This is a genomic window from Clostridioides sp. GD02377, assembly GCF_045899875.1.
Lineage (GTDB): Bacteria > Bacillota > Clostridia > Peptostreptococcales > Peptostreptococcaceae > Clostridioides > Clostridioides difficile_A.
In genome coordinates this window covers 14,569-32,339 of sequence record NZ_JBJODA010000011.1, presented here as the reverse complement: position 1 = coordinate 32,339, position 17,771 = coordinate 14,569, and the positions used below count along the sequence as shown (strand labels likewise).

The 17,771-nt window shown below is 31.7% G+C and carries 17 protein-coding genes; 16 read left to right on the top strand and 1 reads right to left on the bottom strand.

The window, feature by feature from the left end; all coding sequences use genetic code 11:
- Positions 1-95: 95 nt before the first annotated feature.
- From prdA to Q3304_RS11130, 16 genes are all read left to right on the top strand, one after another.
- Positions 96-1,973: a D-proline reductase (dithiol) proprotein PrdA gene (gene prdA / locus Q3304_RS11205; RefSeq protein ID WP_054277631.1), complete on the top strand. Its 1,878-nt coding sequence runs from the start codon at positions 96-98 to the stop codon at positions 1,971-1,973.
- Positions 1,974-2,035: 62 nt separating this feature from the next.
- Entirely contained in the window at positions 2,036-2,320 is a 285-nt protein-coding gene (locus tag Q3304_RS11200; protein WP_074179789.1) for a CBO2463/CBO2479 domain-containing protein, read from the top strand.
- 37 nt (positions 2,321-2,357) lie between these two features.
- A complete protein-coding gene (gene prdB / locus Q3304_RS11195; RefSeq protein WP_079739805.1) occupies positions 2,358-3,083 on the top strand; it encodes a D-proline reductase (dithiol) protein PrdB in 726 nt (241 codons plus the stop codon).
- 79 nt (positions 3,084-3,162) lie between these two features.
- The gene (gene prdD, locus Q3304_RS11190; RefSeq protein WP_054271689.1) at positions 3,163-3,921 is read left to right on the top strand and encodes a proline reductase cluster protein PrdD; all 759 of its coding nucleotides are present in this window, start codon (positions 3,163-3,165) and stop codon (positions 3,919-3,921) included.
- A gap of 14 nt (positions 3,922-3,935) precedes the next feature.
- Positions 3,936-4,403: a glycine/sarcosine/betaine reductase component B subunit gene (locus tag Q3304_RS11185; protein WP_054271688.1), complete on the top strand. Its 468-nt coding sequence runs from the start codon at positions 3,936-3,938 to the stop codon at positions 4,401-4,403.
- A gap of 298 nt (positions 4,404-4,701) precedes the next feature.
- Positions 4,702-5,709, top strand: coding sequence for a proline racemase (locus tag Q3304_RS11180; RefSeq protein ID WP_054271695.1), 1,008 nt, complete (start codon positions 4,702-4,704; stop codon positions 5,707-5,709).
- A 119-nt stretch (positions 5,710-5,828) separates the two neighbouring features.
- On the top strand, positions 5,829-6,710 hold the full coding sequence (locus tag Q3304_RS11175) for a TSUP family transporter (protein ID WP_054271687.1): 882 nt from the start codon (positions 5,829-5,831) through the stop codon (positions 6,708-6,710).
- Between the two features lie 661 nt (positions 6,711-7,371).
- The gene (locus tag Q3304_RS11170) at positions 7,372-8,007 is read left to right on the top strand and encodes a single-stranded DNA-binding protein (RefSeq protein WP_054271686.1); all 636 of its coding nucleotides are present in this window, start codon (positions 7,372-7,374) and stop codon (positions 8,005-8,007) included.
- A gap of 183 nt (positions 8,008-8,190) precedes the next feature.
- Entirely contained in the window at positions 8,191-8,760 is a 570-nt protein-coding gene (locus tag Q3304_RS11165; protein WP_021386272.1) for a class I SAM-dependent methyltransferase, read from the top strand.
- 77 nt (positions 8,761-8,837) lie between these two features.
- Entirely contained in the window at positions 8,838-8,975 is a 138-nt protein-coding gene (locus Q3304_RS11160; RefSeq protein WP_167639843.1) for a hypothetical protein, read from the top strand.
- Entirely contained in the window at positions 8,972-10,747 is a 1,776-nt protein-coding gene (locus Q3304_RS11155; RefSeq protein ID WP_407814625.1) for a sigma-54 interaction domain-containing protein, read from the top strand. Before Q3304_RS11160 ends, Q3304_RS11155 begins: the two co-directional genes overlap by 4 nt.
- Before the next feature lie 294 nt (positions 10,748-11,041).
- Complete coding sequence (locus tag Q3304_RS11150; RefSeq protein WP_054271684.1) at positions 11,042-12,349, top strand: serine dehydratase subunit alpha family protein; 1,308 nt, start codon at positions 11,042-11,044, stop codon at positions 12,347-12,349.
- A 314-nt stretch (positions 12,350-12,663) separates the two neighbouring features.
- Complete coding sequence (hpt, locus tag Q3304_RS11145) at positions 12,664-13,203, top strand: hypoxanthine phosphoribosyltransferase (protein ID WP_054271683.1); 540 nt, start codon at positions 12,664-12,666, stop codon at positions 13,201-13,203.
- Between the two features lie 220 nt (positions 13,204-13,423).
- Positions 13,424-13,957 carry a sigma-70 family RNA polymerase sigma factor gene (locus Q3304_RS11140; protein ID WP_407814624.1) on the top strand — a complete coding sequence of 178 codons (534 nt, stop codon included), beginning with the start codon at positions 13,424-13,426 and terminating at the stop codon, positions 13,955-13,957.
- Between the two features lie 62 nt (positions 13,958-14,019).
- Positions 14,020-15,237, top strand: a complete 1,218-nt coding sequence (locus Q3304_RS11135; protein WP_407814623.1) for a DUF4179 domain-containing protein — start codon at positions 14,020-14,022, stop codon at positions 15,235-15,237.
- A gap of 103 nt (positions 15,238-15,340) precedes the next feature.
- On the top strand, positions 15,341-16,909 hold the full coding sequence (locus tag Q3304_RS11130) for an exosporium protein (RefSeq protein ID WP_407814622.1): 1,569 nt from the start codon (positions 15,341-15,343) through the stop codon (positions 16,907-16,909).
- Positions 16,910-16,987: 78 nt separating this feature from the next.
- Here Q3304_RS11130 and dapB read toward each other — a convergent pair whose 3' ends face one another.
- A complete protein-coding gene (gene dapB / locus Q3304_RS11125) occupies positions 16,988-17,743 on the bottom strand; it encodes a 4-hydroxy-tetrahydrodipicolinate reductase (protein WP_407814621.1) in 756 nt (251 codons plus the stop codon).
- Positions 17,744-17,771: the final 28 nt, after the last annotated feature.

Sequence of the window (17,771 nt, the reverse complement as noted above, 5' to 3'; positions counted from 1 at the left end):
TAATTTACTTGATTCCTCAGTTAAGGGGCTACCTGTTGAGGAATCGAGATTTAAAATAATAAATAAGAAAATAATGTAAGGAGGTATTTTATACTATGTCAATAACTTTAGAAACAGCTCAAGCCCATGCAAATGACCCAGCAGTATGTTGTTGTAGATTTGAAGCGGGAACAATAATAGCACCAGAAAACTTAGAAGATCCAGCAATATTTGCAGACTTAGAGGATTCTGGATTATTAACAATACCAGAAAATGGATTAACTATAGGTCAAGTACTAGGAGCTAAGTTAAAAGAAACTTTAGATGCGTTATCTCCAATGACTACAGAAAATGTAGAAGGATACAAAGCAGGAGAGGCTAAAGAAGTAGTAGCAGAAGAAGCAGTAGTAGAAGAAGCTCCAGCAGCTTTAGAAGCAGTAGTGCCAGTAAGCACAGGAGTTTTAGGTGAAACAGTTAAAATACACATAGGTGAAGGTAAAAATATAAGCTTAGAAATACCTTTATCAGTAGCTGGTCAAGCAGGAGTTGCTGCTCCAGTAGCAAACGTTGCAGCTCCAGTAGCAGGTGCAGCAGAAGTAGCTCCAAAAGTTGCAGAAAAGAAACTTTTAAGAAGCTTAACTAAAAAACACTTTAAAATAGATAAAGTTGAATTTGCTGATGAGACTAAAATAGAAGGAACTACTTTATACATCAGAAATGCTGAAGAAATATGTAAAGAAGCTAATGATACTCAAGAGTTAGTTGTAGATATGAAATTAGAAATAATAACTCCTGATAAATATGAAACTTACAGTGAAGCTGTATTAGATATACAACCAATCGCTACTAAAGAAGAAGGCGAATTAGGTACAGGTATAACTAGAGTTATAGATGGAGCTGTAATGGTATTAACTGGTACAGATGAAAATGGAGTTCAAATAGGTGAATTCGGTTCTTCAGAAGGTGAGTTAAATACTACTATGATGTGGGGTAGACCAGGTGCTGCTGACAAAGGTGAAATATTCATCAAAGGTCAAGTAACAATAAAAGCAGGAACTAACATGGAAAGACCAGGACCTCTAGCTGCTCACCGTGCATTTGACTATGTAACTCAAGAAATAAGAGAAGCATTAAAAACAGTTGACAACTCTTTAGTAGTTGACGAAGAAGTAATAGAGCAATATAGAAGAGAAGGTAAAAAGAAAGTTGTTGTTATAAAAGAAATAATGGGACAAGGTGCAATGCATGACAACCTAATATTACCAGTTGAGCCAGTTGGTACATTAGGAGCTCAACCAAACGTTGACTTAGGAAACATGCCAGTTGTATTATCTCCACTTGAAGTATTAGATGGTGGTATCCATGCATTAACTTGTATAGGACCTGCATCAAAAGAAATGTCAAGACATTACTGGAGAGAGCCATTAGTAATAAGAGCTATGGAAGATGAAGAAATAGATTTAGTAGGTGTTGTATTTGTTGGTTCTCCACAAGTAAACGCTGAGAAATTCTATGTATCTAAGAGATTAGGTATGTTAGTTGAAGCTATGGAAGTTGATGGAGCTGTAGTAACTACTGAAGGTTTCGGAAACAACCATATAGACTTCGCATCTCACATAGAGCAAATAGGTATGAGAGGTATACCAGTAGTTGGTGTAAGTTTCTCAGCTGTTCAAGGTGCTCTAGTTGTTGGTAATAAATACATGACTCACATGGTAGATAATAACAAGTCTAAGCAAGGTATAGAGAATGAAATATTATCTAACAATACATTAGCTCCAGAAGATGCTGTTAGAATAATGGCTATGCTTAAAAATGCTATAGCTGGTGTAGAAGTTAAAGCTCCTGAAAGAAAATGGAATCCAAATGTTAAATTAAATAACATAGAGGCTATAGAAAAAGTTACAGGAGAAAAAATAGCATTAGAAGATAATGAGCAATCTTTACCAATGAGTAAGAAAAGAAGAGAAATATACGAAAAAGACGAAAACTAAGATTTAGATAATAGTATAAATTTAGATCCAAGTTTAAAACAGTGTAGAGAGGTAGAATTATAATGGATAGATTAAAATATATCTCATCAGAGACTTTTTATGAGGGTATTATAGTTGACATCAAAGGTGGTGGAGTGACTATAGACCTGAAAGGTAGACTTGGACAATTTAAAATACCTAATAGAATGCTTATAACTGACTACGAACTTAAGATAGGTCAAGAAGTTGGATTCATGCTAAGCTATCCTGAGGTATTAAGTCCAGAGCCTAATCAAGAGTATGTAGAAAATATTAGGAGAGAAAAAGAAAAACAAGAAGAAATGCAATCAAAGCAAGAAGAAAAATAATAAATAATCGTTTGAAAATAGAAGGGAGAGGAAATATATGAGCCTTACAACAGTACAAGGACTTCAATCTGAAATATTCGTTCCAATAACACCTCCTCCAGTTTGGACTCCTGTAACTAAAGAATTAAAAGATATGACTATAGCTTTAGCTACAGCAGCTGGTGTTCACTTAAAATCTGACAAGAGATTTAATCTAGCAGGAGATACTACATTTAGAGCTGTACCTAATACAGCTACAGTTGATGAAATGATGGTATCACATGGTGGATATGATAATGGAGATGTAAACAAAGATATAAACTGTATGTTTCCTATAGATAGATTACATGAATTAGCTGCAGAAGGATTTATAAAAGCAGTAGCTCCTATGCACTATGCATTCATGGGTGGTGGAGGAAACCAACATGTCTTCACTGAAGAAACTGGTCCTGCTATCGCTGCTAAACTTAAAGAAGAGGGAGTAGACGGTGTAGTCATGACAGCTGGCTGAGGTACTTGCCATAGAACTGCCGTGATCGTGCAGAGAGCAATAGAGGAAGCTGGAATACCTACAATAATAATCGCAGCTCTTCCTCCAGTAGTTAGACAAAACGGAACTCCTAGAGCAGTTGCTCCATTAGTTCCAATGGGTGCTAATGCTGGTGAACCACATAACATAGAAATGCAAACACATATATTAAGAGATACATTAGAGCAATTAGTTGCAATACCATCTGCTGGTAAGATAGTTCCATTACCATACGAATATAAAGCTCACGTTTAAAATGTAATTTATATTTGAAAATATAAAACCCTTCTCCCACACAGTTAGGAGAGGGGTTTTAAGAACAAAGGTGGATATTATGGAAGAAAAAATAATGAGAAGACTTGTTATAAAACCGTTTCATATGAATGAAGTTAATTTCGGTTCAAAAACTTCTATAAAGAAAGATGTACTTACAATCAACTTATCAAGTATAGATGAAATAAAAGAAAAAGAAGATTTAATAACAGACATAAAAGTAGATATAATAAAGCCTGGAGATTATGACAGAGAAATTAACACTATTATGGACATTATACCAATATCAACCAAAGTTTTAGGCAGATTGGGAGAGGGAATTACACATACTTTAACTGGTGTATATGTAATGTTAACTGGCGCAGATGAAGATGGAAATCAAATGCATGAATTTGGCTCTTCAGAAGGAATTTTGAAAGAACAAATGGTGTTTGGTAGATATGGAACTCCATCAGTTGAAGATTATATAATTCATGTAGATGTAACTCTAAAGGGAGGTTTACCTTTCGAAAGAGCACTTCCACTTGCAGCATTTAGAGCATGTGATGATTTTATACAAGAAATAAGAACGTCTTTGAAAATGGAAGACGGAAGAAATGCTACTCAAGTTCGTGAATATTTTGACAAAATTCGACCAAATGCAAAAAAGGTTGTCATAGTAAAACAAATAGCAGGTCAAGGTGCTATGTATGACAATCAGTTATTCTCAAAGGAGCCTAGTGGTTTTGAAGGAGGAACATCAATTATAGATATGGGAAATGTACCTATGATTATATCTCCTAATGAATACAGAGATGGTGCCCTTAGAGCTATGACTTAAGAGAGGTGGATATTATGGGAATAGGACCTTCAACAAAAGAAACATCTCTTCATCACTTTAGAGACCCACTTTTAGACATAGTTGAAAGTGATAAAGATGTAGACTTACTTGGAGTAATAGTAGTAGGAACTCCAGATGGAAACGAAAATAAGACTTTTGTGGGACAAAGAACGGCCGCTTGGCTGGAAGCCATGAGAGTAGATGGAGCTATAGTTTCATCAGATGGATGGGGAAACTCACATGTTGACTATGCCAACACATTTGAGGAAATAGGAAAAAGAGATATACCTGTAGTTGGAGTTACATTTAATGGTACTCAAGCTAAATTTGTTGTAAGCAATCAATATATGAATACTATAGTTGATATGAACAAATCAAAAGAAGGTATAGAGACAGAAGTTGTTGGAGAAAACAACACAAATGAAATAGATGCTAAAAAAGCTCTAGCATTTTTAAAACTTAAGATGAGAAAACATGGATAACAAATCCATTACTAGATTTGATAGATATTGATTCTAACATGCACTTGTTATGAATAATTTTAATTAAGGTATTGGATATATTTACAGTAGGTCTTACTATTATGGGAGCAGATGAGGACTAGTATTTACGAAGCCATACATATAAAGCTACCATAATTTATTATAAGAAGACAACATGCTACATAGAAACAGAAGTAGTTGGATACAATCACATGGATGAAGTTGATGTTAAGAAGCATTGGCTTTTCTAAAATTAAAAATGCGTAAAACGCAAAATAAACCTAAGGGGGAATTTGATATGAAATTTAGCAGAAGTATACAAGCTATAGACTCTCATACAGCAGGTGAAGCAACTAGAATAGTTGTAGGTGGAATACCTAATATAAAAGGAAATTCTATGCCTGAGAAAAAAGAATATTTAGAAAAAAATCTAGATTATTTAAGAACTGCTATAATGTTAGAGCCAAGAGGACATAATGATATGTTTGGTTCTGTAATGACTCAACCTTGTTGCCCAGATGCTGACTTTGGAATAATCTTCATGGACGGTGGCGGATACCTTAATATGTGTGGCCATGGTACAATAGGAGCTATGACAGCAGCTATAGAAACAGGTGTAGTTCCAGCAGTAGAGCCTATAACTCATGTAGTTATGGAAGCTCCAGCAGGAATAATAAGAGGAGACGTTACAGTTGTAGATGGAAAAGCTAAAGAAGTATCATTCTTAAACGTGCCAGCTTTCTTATATAAAGAAGGTGTTGAAGTTGAATTACCAGGTGTTGGAACAGTTAAATTTGACATATCATTTGGTGGAAGCTTCTTTGCTATAATACATGCAAGTCAATTAGGTTTAAAAATAGAACCTCAAAATGCTGGTAAATTAACTGAGTTAGCTATGAAACTTAGAGACATAATAAACGAGCAAATAGAAATACAACATCCAACTTTAGCTCACATAAAAACTGTAGACTTAGTTGAAATATATGATGAGCCAACTCATCCAGAAGCTACTTACAAAAATGTAGTTATATTTGGTCAAGGGCAAGTTGACAGATCTCCATGTGGAACTGGAACAAGTGCTAAATTAGCTACTTTACATGCTAAAGGTGAATTAAAAGTAGGAGAAAAATTCGTATATGAAAGTATATTAGGAACTTTATTCAAAGGTGAAATAGTTGAAGAAACTAAAGTTGCAGATTTCAATGCTGTAGTACCTAAAATATCTGGTTCTGCTTATATAACTGGATTCAATCATTTTGTAATAGATGAAGAAGATCCACTTAAACATGGATTTATTCTTAAGTAAGCAATAAATAAATTGGGAAATTAAAATAGAATAGTAGCCTTTTATCGGCTACTATTCTATAGCTTTTAGGCTATAAGATTCAGAATATATTAAAAAATAAAAAAATAGGAGGATGGATTATGGTAGCGATCTTAAAGGCATTATACGTAGTATTCGCAGCAATCTTTGCAGTTGTGTTTGGTAAAGACGTAGCTAAAGCAAACAAAGAGGGGAAACTAGAAGAACAAAGTACTCCAAAAGTTGCTGTAACAGGATTTATAACAGATTTCTTTGATACATTAGGAATAGGGTCATTTGCTCCAACAATAGCAATGTCAAAAGCTTTAAAATTAAATATACCAGATAAAAAAATGCCTGGTACATTAAACGTAGCACATACTATTCCAGTTGTTACAGAAGCATTCATATTTACATCAATCATACCAGTTGATGGTGTTACTCTAGTATCTATGGTTGTGGCAGCAGCTGTTGGTTCATACATAGGTGCAGGAATAATAGCTAAAATGGACGAAAGAAAAATACAACTTGTTATGGGTGTAACTCTAGCATTAACAGCAATATTAATGTTATTAGGTCATCCTTGGGTTAACGTATTACCAGGTGGGGGAAATGAATTAGGTCTTACTGGTGTTAAATTAGTAATAGGTGTATTAGGTAACTTTATACTAGGTGCTTTAATGACAGCTGGTATAGGTCTATATGCTCCTGGTATGGCGATGGTTTACTTCTTAGGAATGTCTGCAAAAGTTGCGTTCCCAATAGTTATGGGTTCTTGTGCATTATTAATGCCAGTTGCAAGTATGAAATTCATAAAAGAAGATGCATATACTAAAAAAGCATCAGTTATAATAGCTATCTGTGGTTTAATAGGGGTTTTCGTAGCTGCATATATAGTAAAAACTCTACCAATGGATATATTAAAAGCATTAGTAATAGTTGTTATAGCTTACACTTCTGCTACAATGATAATGGCTGCAAATAAAAATAAAAAGACTGCTTAGTATTTATTAAATATTACAGCTAATAATAAAACTATAAACTGCTTTAAAATATTAATTTAATATTTTAGGGCAGTTTTTTATTTATTAAATTAATATAATTATATAAAGCAATTAATATGCCAATTGTGTAATATATATAATAATTTATTAAATTAGAGATGAAAATTGTTGTATTTATAAAAATTAAAGCATAATTTGAAGTTAAATATTTACATTTTATGCTCAATAAACTATGCAAGTGCTCATATATTAATACAGATAAATAAAAATATTATCATATTAAGTCTAAAATAACTTGTAACTGATAAAAAATAAGTTATATATGACTCTAGAGTTATCTGAATTATTTGGATAAATTTAAGTTACTGGATTTACTTGTATACAAGTATTTAGAATGAGTTATATATGACTTAAAAAAATATATAAAGAGTTTTAAAATTAATATAAGAGTGAAATATAGGAATTAAACAGTGTGATGATATATAAATCCAATAACAATTTTATAAATTTAAAAAGGAAAAGATTAAATGAAATTTATAACTAAATAAAAATTTTTAAACAGCAATCAAAGATTTGTAATAAAATACATCCCTCACAAATATATTTATTATATAAGCTGATACCAGAAATATAAGAATTAACAATTGTGGAGGGATAAAATATGATAGCTGTTAAAGATGAGAATAACGTAGTAAACTTAAGAGGGGAGTTAGACAATAAGCTAGAATTTAGTCATGAGATATTTGGGGAAAAATTTTATAATATGAAAATAAAAATAAACAGACTAAGTGATTCTTTTGATATACTTCCAATGACTGTATCAGAAAGACTTCTTCAAGATGTTGACCTCGATAAACAAAATTTAGTCAATGTTGTAGGTCAATTAAGATCATATAATAAAACATTAAATAATAAAAATAGATTAGTGCTTACAGTGTTTGCCAGAGAAATAAAAAGCATAGATGAGGAAAATAAAGACCCTAATAGCATATTTCTAGATGGATATGTATGTAAGGAGCCTGTATATAGGAAGACGCCTCTAGGTAGGGAAATAACCGATTTATTGGTGGCTATAAATAGACCTTATAACAAATCTGACTATATACCATCAATAGTTTGGGGTAGAAATGCTAAATTTGCAAAGAATCTAAAGGTTGGTGATAGAATACAGCTTTGGGGTAGGGTTCAAAGTAGAGAATATGAGAAAAAAATAGATGAAAATAATGTGATTAAAAAAATGGCTTATGAAGTATCAATATCGAAAATAAAAAAACTGGATGAGAATAACAACGAATAGATTCAAAAAGTATACTGTTTTTTATGAACAAAATACCAATAATTCTGCTATAATAACATATTAAAATTCATAAAGATTGTTTAAAAAAATACTAATGAAATATCTCTTGAATAGTTGCTCGCCATTTATTATAATGTAATCTGTACATAATTTATAATTGAGGAAATGAAGAGGTGAAGCATTGTGAAAAGCATATTGTATCAGATAAATAGACAGCCAGTTAAAGCTAAATATACATCTGATGAATTAGAATGTTTTTTGGATACAATTGAGTATAATGTAGGTGATAAAATATTGCTTGTTGGTCATATAGGAAACCTAGGCAAGAGATTGAGAGGTCTTGGTACATCTGTAACTATACTGGAGAATAGTAACTATGAAGATGTCTGTTATTCTTTAGTATATAATGAAAATTGCAATGTAGTTAAAGGTAAGTTAGAGTTTTTACCATTTGATGATAATCATTTCAACAAGATAATAATAGTAGACCAATTTAATGTTATTACAGATTGTGAAAAAGCTTCATCTGAAATACAAAGAGTTTTAAAGGGCAATGGAGAGGTTATATTAGAGGATTTAAATTTAAAAAATTTAAAAGTTAAGTTAAACTATCTTAAACATAAGTTTTGTGGTTCTGTTGCAAAGATTCACTATCCACATGAAGTATTCAATATATTTTCAAGATTAAACTTTGATGGTATGATTAAAGAGTCAAATAAATTAAAATATATTTATGTGGGAAAAAGAAGATAAATGAGTTAAAATATAAATATGGATATAATATAAAAGACTAGGTTAAGCCTAGTCTTTTGTTATAAGGAGATGTTTAGATGGAAATAAATTATGAATTGATAATAATTGTTATGCTCTTTGTAATCCTAATGTCAATCCAATTTACTTTAAATAAGATATACTTGATTCTTAAAGAAATAAGACAAATACTTATGTTAAGAAAAAATAAGGAATGATGATTATGATAGGTTTAGAATATATAAAATCTGATATTCAAAATATAGCTGAGGCTATAGTATCAGTACTCAATATAGATGTAACTATAGTAAATAAAGAACTATTTAGGATTGCAGGAACAGGAATCTATGTAGATAAAATAGGTGAGAAAGTAGATAAATATACAGCTTTTAAAAAATCACTTACAGAACAGATTACAATACTAATCGATGACCCAAAGAGTAGTGATATATGTAAGGAATGCTATAAGAATGATGCCTGTGTAGAGTTTGCAGAGGTATGCTGCCCTATTATATGTGATGGTGATTCTCATGGCGTTATAGGTCTTATAGCCTTTACAAAAGAGCAGGCACAGATTATAGAAAATAATAAAAGTGGTCTTATAAACTTTCTAGGTAAGATGGCAGATTTAATATCGAGCAAATTAAAAGCTCAAATTAAAACGTATGAACTGGAATTAGAAAAGAAAAAATTAGAGACTTTATTAAACAACATGGACAAGGCTGTTGTATCTATTGATGTAGATGGTAAGATTGATAAGTATAACTCAAAATTTAAGGAGCTTTTTAATCTAAAAGATAATATAACTGGAAAAAACATATTTGCTGAATTAGATTTTATACAGAAGCCTTCTGTAAATAACTTTAAGAAAGATAAATCATGTAGCTTTTTTTATAAGAGATATGGATATGATTCAAAAGGAATATATAATATCAATAAAATAGTATTAAAAAATGAATTAAAAGGCTATGTTATTGATTTTATAGATAAAAGAGATGCTATAAAGAACTATAATAAGATTAATAAAGATTATAAGATAAAATTAGAAAATATAATTGGTGAAAGTGCAGCCATAAGACATTCTAAAAAAGAAGCCCTAATAGCATCTAAATCAACTTCAACAGTACTTATTACTGGTGAAAGTGGAACGGGCAAAGAACTCTTTGCAAGAGCTATACACAATCATAGTAATAGGGTTGATAATCCTTTTATAGCTGTAAACTGTGCAGCAATACCAGATAATTTATTAGAGAGTGAGTTATTTGGATATGAAGAGGGAGCTTTTACTGGAGCTAAAAAAGGTGGAAAGCTTGGAATGTTTGAAGTAGCTCATAAAGGAAGCATATTTTTAGACGAGATAGGAGATATGAGTTTACACTTACAGTCAAAATTATTGAGAGTATTACAAGAAAAAGAGCTCAATAAGATTGGAAGTAAATCAAATGTTTTTATAGATGTAAGGATTATTGCAGCAACGAATAAAGATTTAGAAAAGATGGTTCAAAATGGGACCTTTAGAGAAGATTTGTATTATAGATTAAACGTTATACCTATAAAATTACCTAGTTTAAGAGAAAGAAAAGATGATATACCACTTATAATCAAGCATATGGTTAAAGAGTATTCAAAAAAACTAGATAAAAATGTTATTGATATAGATAGCAGAGTTGTCGATGCTATGATTGAATATAAGTGGCCCGGTAATATAAGAGAATTACAGAATATTATTGAATATAGTGTGAATATGTCTTCGTCTCCAGTCATTACAATGAATGTGATTCCTCAAAAGATAAAAAATACATCTGTAGAAGAATTAGAGGTTAAAAGTGATAGAATAGTTCCACTTGATGAACTTGAGAAGATTGAGATAATAAAAGCTTTAAATAGATACAAAGATTATAAAAAAGATAAAGAATTAACAGCTAAAGCACTTGGAATATCAAGAGCTACATTATATAGAAAAATTGAAAAATACAATATAATCTCATAGTAATAGAATAAGTGTAAGCCGTCTCAAAATGATATAAAATCTCATTTTGAGATTTTTTTTTGTCTTTTTGCGAAATTGTCATCCTTTTATCGATTGAAAGGAATAGAAAATCTCTATGTAAATAAAAAAAGTATATATATAGAATCAGTCATATCAATGATTATAGCGTATCAAAATAAAAATATAGAAAAAATAAAAAATATGGCATGCATCTTGCTATAAATATAGATAAGAAATTATTTAATAGAATTATTTGAGTACTAAATCTAAACTTAATTGGGAGGTTTATATAAAATGAGAGATATAAGAAAAGAATTAGTGGAAATGTTAAAGGCAGAAGTTAAGCCAGCAGTAGGATGTACTGAGCCAGTAGCTTTAGCACTAGCATGTGCAAAGGCAAAGGAATTATTAGGAGAAGAAATAGTTGAAAATCGTATGTTAGTTAGTCCTAGTATATATAAAAATGGTATGTGCGTAGGTATACCAGGGACTGAAAGATTAGGATTAAAAATAGCAGCAGCTCTAGGTATAGTAGGAGGTCATTCTGAAAACGGATTAAGTGTACTAGAAACTTTAACAAAAGAAGAAGTTAAAATAGCTGAAGACTATATGGATAACACTCCTTTATCAATAACACCTGCTGATACTAGAGAGAAAGTATTTATAGAAGTGTTATTAAAAGGAGCAAATCATACTTCTAAAGTTAGAATAAGAACTAAACATGACAACTTCACATACTTAGAGAAAGATGGAGAAGTATTACTAGATAATGAGCCAAAAGTATCAGTTTCAAATGATTCAGCAGAAAAAGCTGAGAGCTTAATGGACACTGTAACTATACAAGAATTAGTAAAAAATGTAGAAGATATTGATTTTAAAGATATAGAATTTTTACTAGATGGAGTAAAAATGAATGAAGAAATGGCCGAATATGGATTAAAGCAAAAAACTGGTATTGGCGTAGGATATGGAATCAAAAAATCTATGGAAGAAGGTCTTTTAGGTAATGATGTTATAAACTATGCAATGATGTTAACTGCTGGAGCTTCAGATGCAAGAATGGCTGGAGTAAAAATGCCTGTTATGAGTTCTAATGGTAGTGGAAACCATGGTTTGACAGCAATTCTTCCAATAGTTGCTTACAATAAAAAATTCCCACAATCTGATGAAAGACTAGCAAAAGCTTTAGCTATATCACATCTAGTAACTGGTTATATTAAAAACTATACAGGAAGATTATCTGCTGTATGTGGATGCGGAGTTGCTGCATCTACTGGAGCTACTGCAGGTATCTCTTGGCTTATGAATGGTACTGAAAAGCAAATAGAAGGAGCTATAGAAAATATGATAGCTGACCTAAGTGGAATGATATGTGATGGAGCAAAAGCTGGTTGTGCTTTAAAATTATCATCTGCTGCATCTGCTGCTATACAAAGTGCTATAATAGCTAAGCAAGACTGTTTTGTACCACCACTAAATGGTATAGTTGGTTCAAGTGTTGAGCAAAGTATACAAAACTTAGGTAGAGTAAGTGATAAAGGTATGTCTATAACAGATGAGATAATCTTAAATGTAATGAATGATATGAATAAAGTTGATTAGTATTTTAAAATATTTTTATATTATAAGATATAGTAAAAATAGAATAAATAAATTTAATTAGTGCCTCTGATGAAATACAATTATGTATAAATGGAAAAAACTTGTTATTGCAAGTTTTTTCTTTTTTTGTCTAAAATATATAGTATGTAATTTAGTATTAATATATGAACTACTTAAAATATAAGATACATTGTTAATAATTGTTGAATGCACTTAAAAACTCAATAATATTGGCTAATATTGAATAAGAGTATTGAAAAAGTGAGCAATCTCTTATAAAATTAAGAAGGATTATTACAATTGGAGGTCTTTTTATGGATATAGAAGCAAAAAAATGGGAAGTGTTGTATTCAGAAGAAAAAATTAAAGATAAATTAAAAGAATTAGGAGCAGTTATAGAAAAAGACTATAAAGATAAAAATCTTATGGTAGTTTCTCTATTAAAAGGTAGCTTTATATTTTGTGCGGACTTAGTTAGAAATATAAATTTACCTCTTAGAGTTAATTTTATGACTACATCTAGTTATGGAAATAGTGAAGAAAGTACTGGTAAAGTAAAAGTAGTTGCAGATGTTACTACTGATATAGCAGGATATGATGTATTAGTCGTAGATGATATTACCGATTCTGCCTTAACTATGGATTTTGTATTAAAGCATTTAAAAGCTAAAAACCCAGCTAGTTTAAAATGTTGTGTTCTTTTGGACAAACCAAGTAGAAGAAAAGTAGATTTAGTGCCAGATTATTGTGGATTTGAAATAGAAGATAAGTTTGTAGTCGGGTATGGATTTGATTTTGGTGATTACTATAGAAATGTTCCTTATATATTCAATGTTACAGATGAAGATAGATAAGCAATTATATAATTTTGTGGATGCCTCAATATGATTTTTATTAATCGTGTTGAGGCATTTTTCATTTGAAAAGTAATTTAAAGTAGGATTAGTTTAATTTTATATGGCTTAACTAGTTTTATTTTTATGAATATAATAAAAAAATTTAAAATAAGTGATAGGAAATGAGATTTTTAATTGTATTAGTAGTTGTAAAGGCTTTTACAAAGGAGGTATTAACTTGGAGGATAAACTGATAATCAAAAATATAAAAAAGAAAAAAGAAAAAGGGATGGAAATGCTTATTGATGAGTATGGAAACTTTATAGCATCTATAGTTAGAAGAACTCTTGCTAATGCTAGGATTTATGAGGAAGAGTGTATAGATGATGTACTTTTATCAATATGGAATAACATAGAAAAATTTGATAGTGAAAAAAATTCCTTTAAAAATTGGATAGGTTCTATCTCTAAATATAGAGCAATCAATTATAGGAAAAAGTACACAAACAATAATACACACTTGGAATTGGAAGATAAAGAAATATCCTATATAGATAAAAAATTGTACAAAAAAGAAATTGAAGAAGAAATAAATGACCTTATAAGTACATTAAGTGATAAAGATGCTGAGCTCTTTAGAAAGTATTATTTAGAAGAGATATCTCTAAAAGACATAGCTATGCAAAATGAGACTACTGTTGAAAATTTACATAATAGACTTTCAAGGGGCAGAAAAAAGATGAAAATTCATTTAAATAAGAAGAAAGCTTAAATATAAAATGGATAATAGTAAATATTTGAATATAAAAAATATAGAAGAAAAGGAGATTTTTTATGAAAGATAAATTTGATTTATTTAATGAGACAAATATAAATATAGAAGAATATGATGACATTGTATTGAGTAGTGAAGAAAAAGAGGAGATGAAAAAGAGAATGAAATCTAAGGTTAAATATAATAAGAGTAATAATTTTAAGAGATATGCTCTTGTAGGAGGATTATCAGTAGTTATTTTAGGTACATCTGCATTTACTAATGAAACTACCTTAGCATACATGCAACATATAGGAAAACAAATAGAATACTTCTTTAATAAAGATACTGAAGAACTCAAACCCTATAAAAACATTGTAGACAGTGTTGTTACAGATAAAGGAATAAGTATAACATTAAATGAGATTATGCTTGGAGAAGGGGAGCTATTTTTAAATATAAGTGTTGATGATAGTAAGCTTGATAAAGATGCCTTGGGTTTAAAGAAAGAAAATGGATTCTTGGGAATTGATGATATTAAAATTAAAGTTGGAGATATGAACTTTGTTTCAGTATCAGGTCCTTCTACATCAGAAAAAAATAAAGATGGAACTACTAATATGGTTATGACATGCAAACTTGAGAATTTGGATAAAGATGGAGATGGAAAAAGTGATGTAGAAAATTTTGATTTATTGAAAAATGTAGATTTAAATAAAGATTATGATATAAGTATAAGCATAAATAAAGTTGAGTATGAGTTAAACAAGAGTATAAAGACATCAAAAGAGATAGAGATAGGAAACATGGGAGGAGTAGAAGGTGAGCACTTAAATGGGTATCTTAGTGGAAATTGGGAATTTAATACTAGTATAAATGGTTCAAATATAGCTAAAGATACAAGAATTTATAATGTCAACAAGAATGTACGATTAAAAAATAAAAACGTTGATATAGATTTAGTATTAAAAGAAGTGAGGGTATCTCCAACGAAGATTAAAGTAATGTATGGATTCAAAGTTAATAAATATAATTTTGCTAAAGATGATAAACTTCCAAAAACATTAGGATTTGAACTTAAAGATGCAAGAGGAAAAAGTTTAGAGTTACTTAGTGGAGCAGGAGGATATAGTCTAGATTATTCTAAAGGTAATTATGTTGAATCTTCTTTAGAGTATGAAGTCAAAAAAGATGTTAAAAAAATAAGTATTACTCCAATAATAGAGGATTGGAGCAAAGAAGTTAATAATATAGAGTCATTTAATAATCAAAGTATAGATATTGATATAAGTAAATAAATATATTCTCACATAAGAAATTGTCGATTCATATAATTATATAGAGTAATGCTCAATACTTATAGAGTATTGCTCTAATTTTAAAAGAGAGAGGATTTATTATATGAGTGATTACAATGACAATTCAGGGCCAAGTTTGTATCAAGATGTAGGCCCAACAGGACCAACTGGCCCGGCTGGTCCAACTGGTCCAACAGGGCCTAAAGGAGCAACAGGGGCAACAGGAGCCAATGGAATAACAGGTCCAACAGGAAACACAGGAGCAACAGGAGCCAATGGAATAACAGGTCCAACAGGAAATACAGGAGCAACAGGAGCCAATGGGGCAACAGGAGAAACAGGTCCTAGAGGAGCGACAGGAGCAACAGGAGCCAATGGAATAACGGGTCCAACAGGAGCAACAGGAGCAACAGGAGCCAATGGAATAACAGGTCCAACAGGAAACAAAGGAGCAACAGGAGCCAATGGAATAACAGGTTCTACAGGTCCAACAGGAAATACAGGAGCAACAGGAGCCAATGGAATAACAGGAGCAACAGGAGCCAATGGGATAACAGGTCCAACAGGGAATACAGGAGCGACAGGAGCGACAGGGGCCAATGGGATAACAGGTCCAACAGGTCCAACAGGAAATACAGGAGCAACAGGGGCAAATGGAATAACAGGAGCAACAGGTCCAGATGGAGCAGTAGGTCCAACAGGCCCAACAGGAAATACAGGGGCAACAGGAGCCGATGGAATAACAGGTTCTACTGGACCAATAGGAGCAACAGGCCCAACAGGAGCCGATGGAGAAGTAGGTCCAACAGGAGCAGTAGGAGCAACAGGTCCAGATGGAGCAGTAGGTCCAACAGGAGCAGTAGGTCCAACAGGTCCAACGGGTATAGATGGAGCAACAGGAGTAACAGGAGCAACAGGAGCAACAGGAGCAACAGGTGTAGATGGAGCAACTGGTCCAACAGGAGCAACAGGAGTAACAGGAGAGACAGGAGCAACAGGAGCAGTAGGAGCAACAGGCCCAACAGGAGCAGATGGAGAGGTAGGTCCAACAGGAGCAACAGGAGCAACAGGAGCAGATGGAGCAGTAGGTCCAACAGGAGCAAATGGAGCAGTAGGTCCAACAGGAGCAACAGGAGCAACAGGAGCAGCAGGAGCAATAGGTCCAACAGGCCCAACAGGAGCAAATGGAGCAACAGGGGCAACCGGAAATACAGGAGCAACAGGAGCAGATGGAGCGACAGGCCCAACAGGTCCAACAGGAGCAACAGGAGTATTAGCATCAAATAATGCACAGTTTGTAGTATCTTCTACAACCTTATCAAATAATTCATTAGTTACATTTAACTCATCATTTATAAATGGAACTAATATAACTTTACCAACAAGTAGTACTATAAATCTTGCAGTTGGAGGAATATATAATGTATCTTTTGGTGTACGTGCTACACTTTCACTTGCAGGGTTTATATCAATAACTACAAACTTTAATGGAACAGCTCAAAATAACTTTATTGCAAAAGCAGTAAATACTCTTACTGCATCGGATGTAAGTGTAGGACTGGACTTCTTGGTTGATGCCAGAGCAGCAGCTGTTACTTTAAGCTTTACTTTTAACTCAACAACATCAGGTACTTCTGCTGCTGGATTTGTTTCAGTATATAGAATACAATAATATATATTAAAATCTCAATCTATTTAAATGTTTATACTTGAATATCTAAATAGATTGAGATTTATTATGTATAAAAAACTATCCTAATATGTCTGACATTTTATAAAGTCCAGATTGTTTACAAGCTAAGAATTTAGCTGCAACTATAGAACCGTTTGCAAACACCTCATCAGATTGAGAATGATGACTTAATGTAAGAACTTCATTATCACCTGCAAATATAACATCATGGTCACTGATTATATTGCCTCCTCTTATAGAGTGTATTCCAATTTCGTTTGATTTTCTTTTGCAATCCCTACCATATCTTCCATGTGTATTTATACTTTCAGGTAACACTTCTTTAATTGCATTTGCTATCATAGTAGCAGTTCCACTAGGAGCATCTTCTTTTCTATTGTGATGTTTTTCTATAATTTCAATATCAAAACCATTTAGCATTTTTGATGCATCTTTAACCAATTTTATTAATATATTTACTTCAAGAGATGTATTTGATGATAATAATATAGGAATATTTTTTGATGCTTCTTCTATTCTGTTTAAATCACTCTCATCATAGCCAGTAGTGGCTAATACTACAGGTACATTATTTTTTAGCGCATATGATAATATTGGTTCTAAAGTTTTATGATGTGAAAAATCTATTATGACATCAGCTTTTTCAGTAACATCAGTCATTGTCTTATAAAGTTTTGTATCACAATGGCAACCTTTTTCATCAGCAGACCTAGCTACCCCACACACTAGTTCTAATTCACTATCTTTTTTTACACATTCTGCTAGTACTCTTCCCATTGTTCCATTATAACCACTAATTATAACTTTCAACATAAATTCCTCCTATTAAATTAATAAAAAT

Coding starts and splice junctions, on each gene's coding strand:
- Q3304_RS11160 (WP_167639843.1), top strand. CDS start 8,838: ATGGAAATAAATTATGAATTGATAATAATTGTTATGCTCTTTGTAATC.
- Q3304_RS11155 (WP_407814625.1), top strand. CDS start 8,972: ATGATGATTATGATAGGTTTAGAATATATAAAATCTGATATTCAAAAT.
- Q3304_RS11150 (WP_054271684.1), top strand. CDS start 11,042: ATGAGAGATATAAGAAAAGAATTAGTGGAAATGTTAAAGGCAGAAGTT.
- Q3304_RS11200 (WP_074179789.1), top strand. CDS start 2,036: ATGGATAGATTAAAATATATCTCATCAGAGACTTTTTATGAGGGTATT.
- prdD (WP_054271689.1), top strand. CDS start 3,163: ATGGAAGAAAAAATAATGAGAAGACTTGTTATAAAACCGTTTCATATG.
- Q3304_RS11180 (WP_054271695.1), top strand. CDS start 4,702: ATGAAATTTAGCAGAAGTATACAAGCTATAGACTCTCATACAGCAGGT.
- Q3304_RS11130 (WP_407814622.1), top strand. CDS start 15,341: ATGAGTGATTACAATGACAATTCAGGGCCAAGTTTGTATCAAGATGTA.
- hpt (WP_054271683.1), top strand. CDS start 12,664: ATGGATATAGAAGCAAAAAAATGGGAAGTGTTGTATTCAGAAGAAAAA.
- Q3304_RS11170 (WP_054271686.1), top strand. CDS start 7,372: ATGATAGCTGTTAAAGATGAGAATAACGTAGTAAACTTAAGAGGGGAG.
- Q3304_RS11135 (WP_407814623.1), top strand. CDS start 14,020: ATGAAAGATAAATTTGATTTATTTAATGAGACAAATATAAATATAGAA.
- prdA (WP_054277631.1), top strand. CDS start 96: ATGTCAATAACTTTAGAAACAGCTCAAGCCCATGCAAATGACCCAGCA.
- dapB (WP_407814621.1), bottom strand. CDS start 17,743: ATGTTGAAAGTTATAATTAGTGGTTATAATGGAACAATGGGAAGAGTA.
- Q3304_RS11175 (WP_054271687.1), top strand. CDS start 5,829: ATGGTAGCGATCTTAAAGGCATTATACGTAGTATTCGCAGCAATCTTT.
- Q3304_RS11185 (WP_054271688.1), top strand. CDS start 3,936: ATGGGAATAGGACCTTCAACAAAAGAAACATCTCTTCATCACTTTAGA.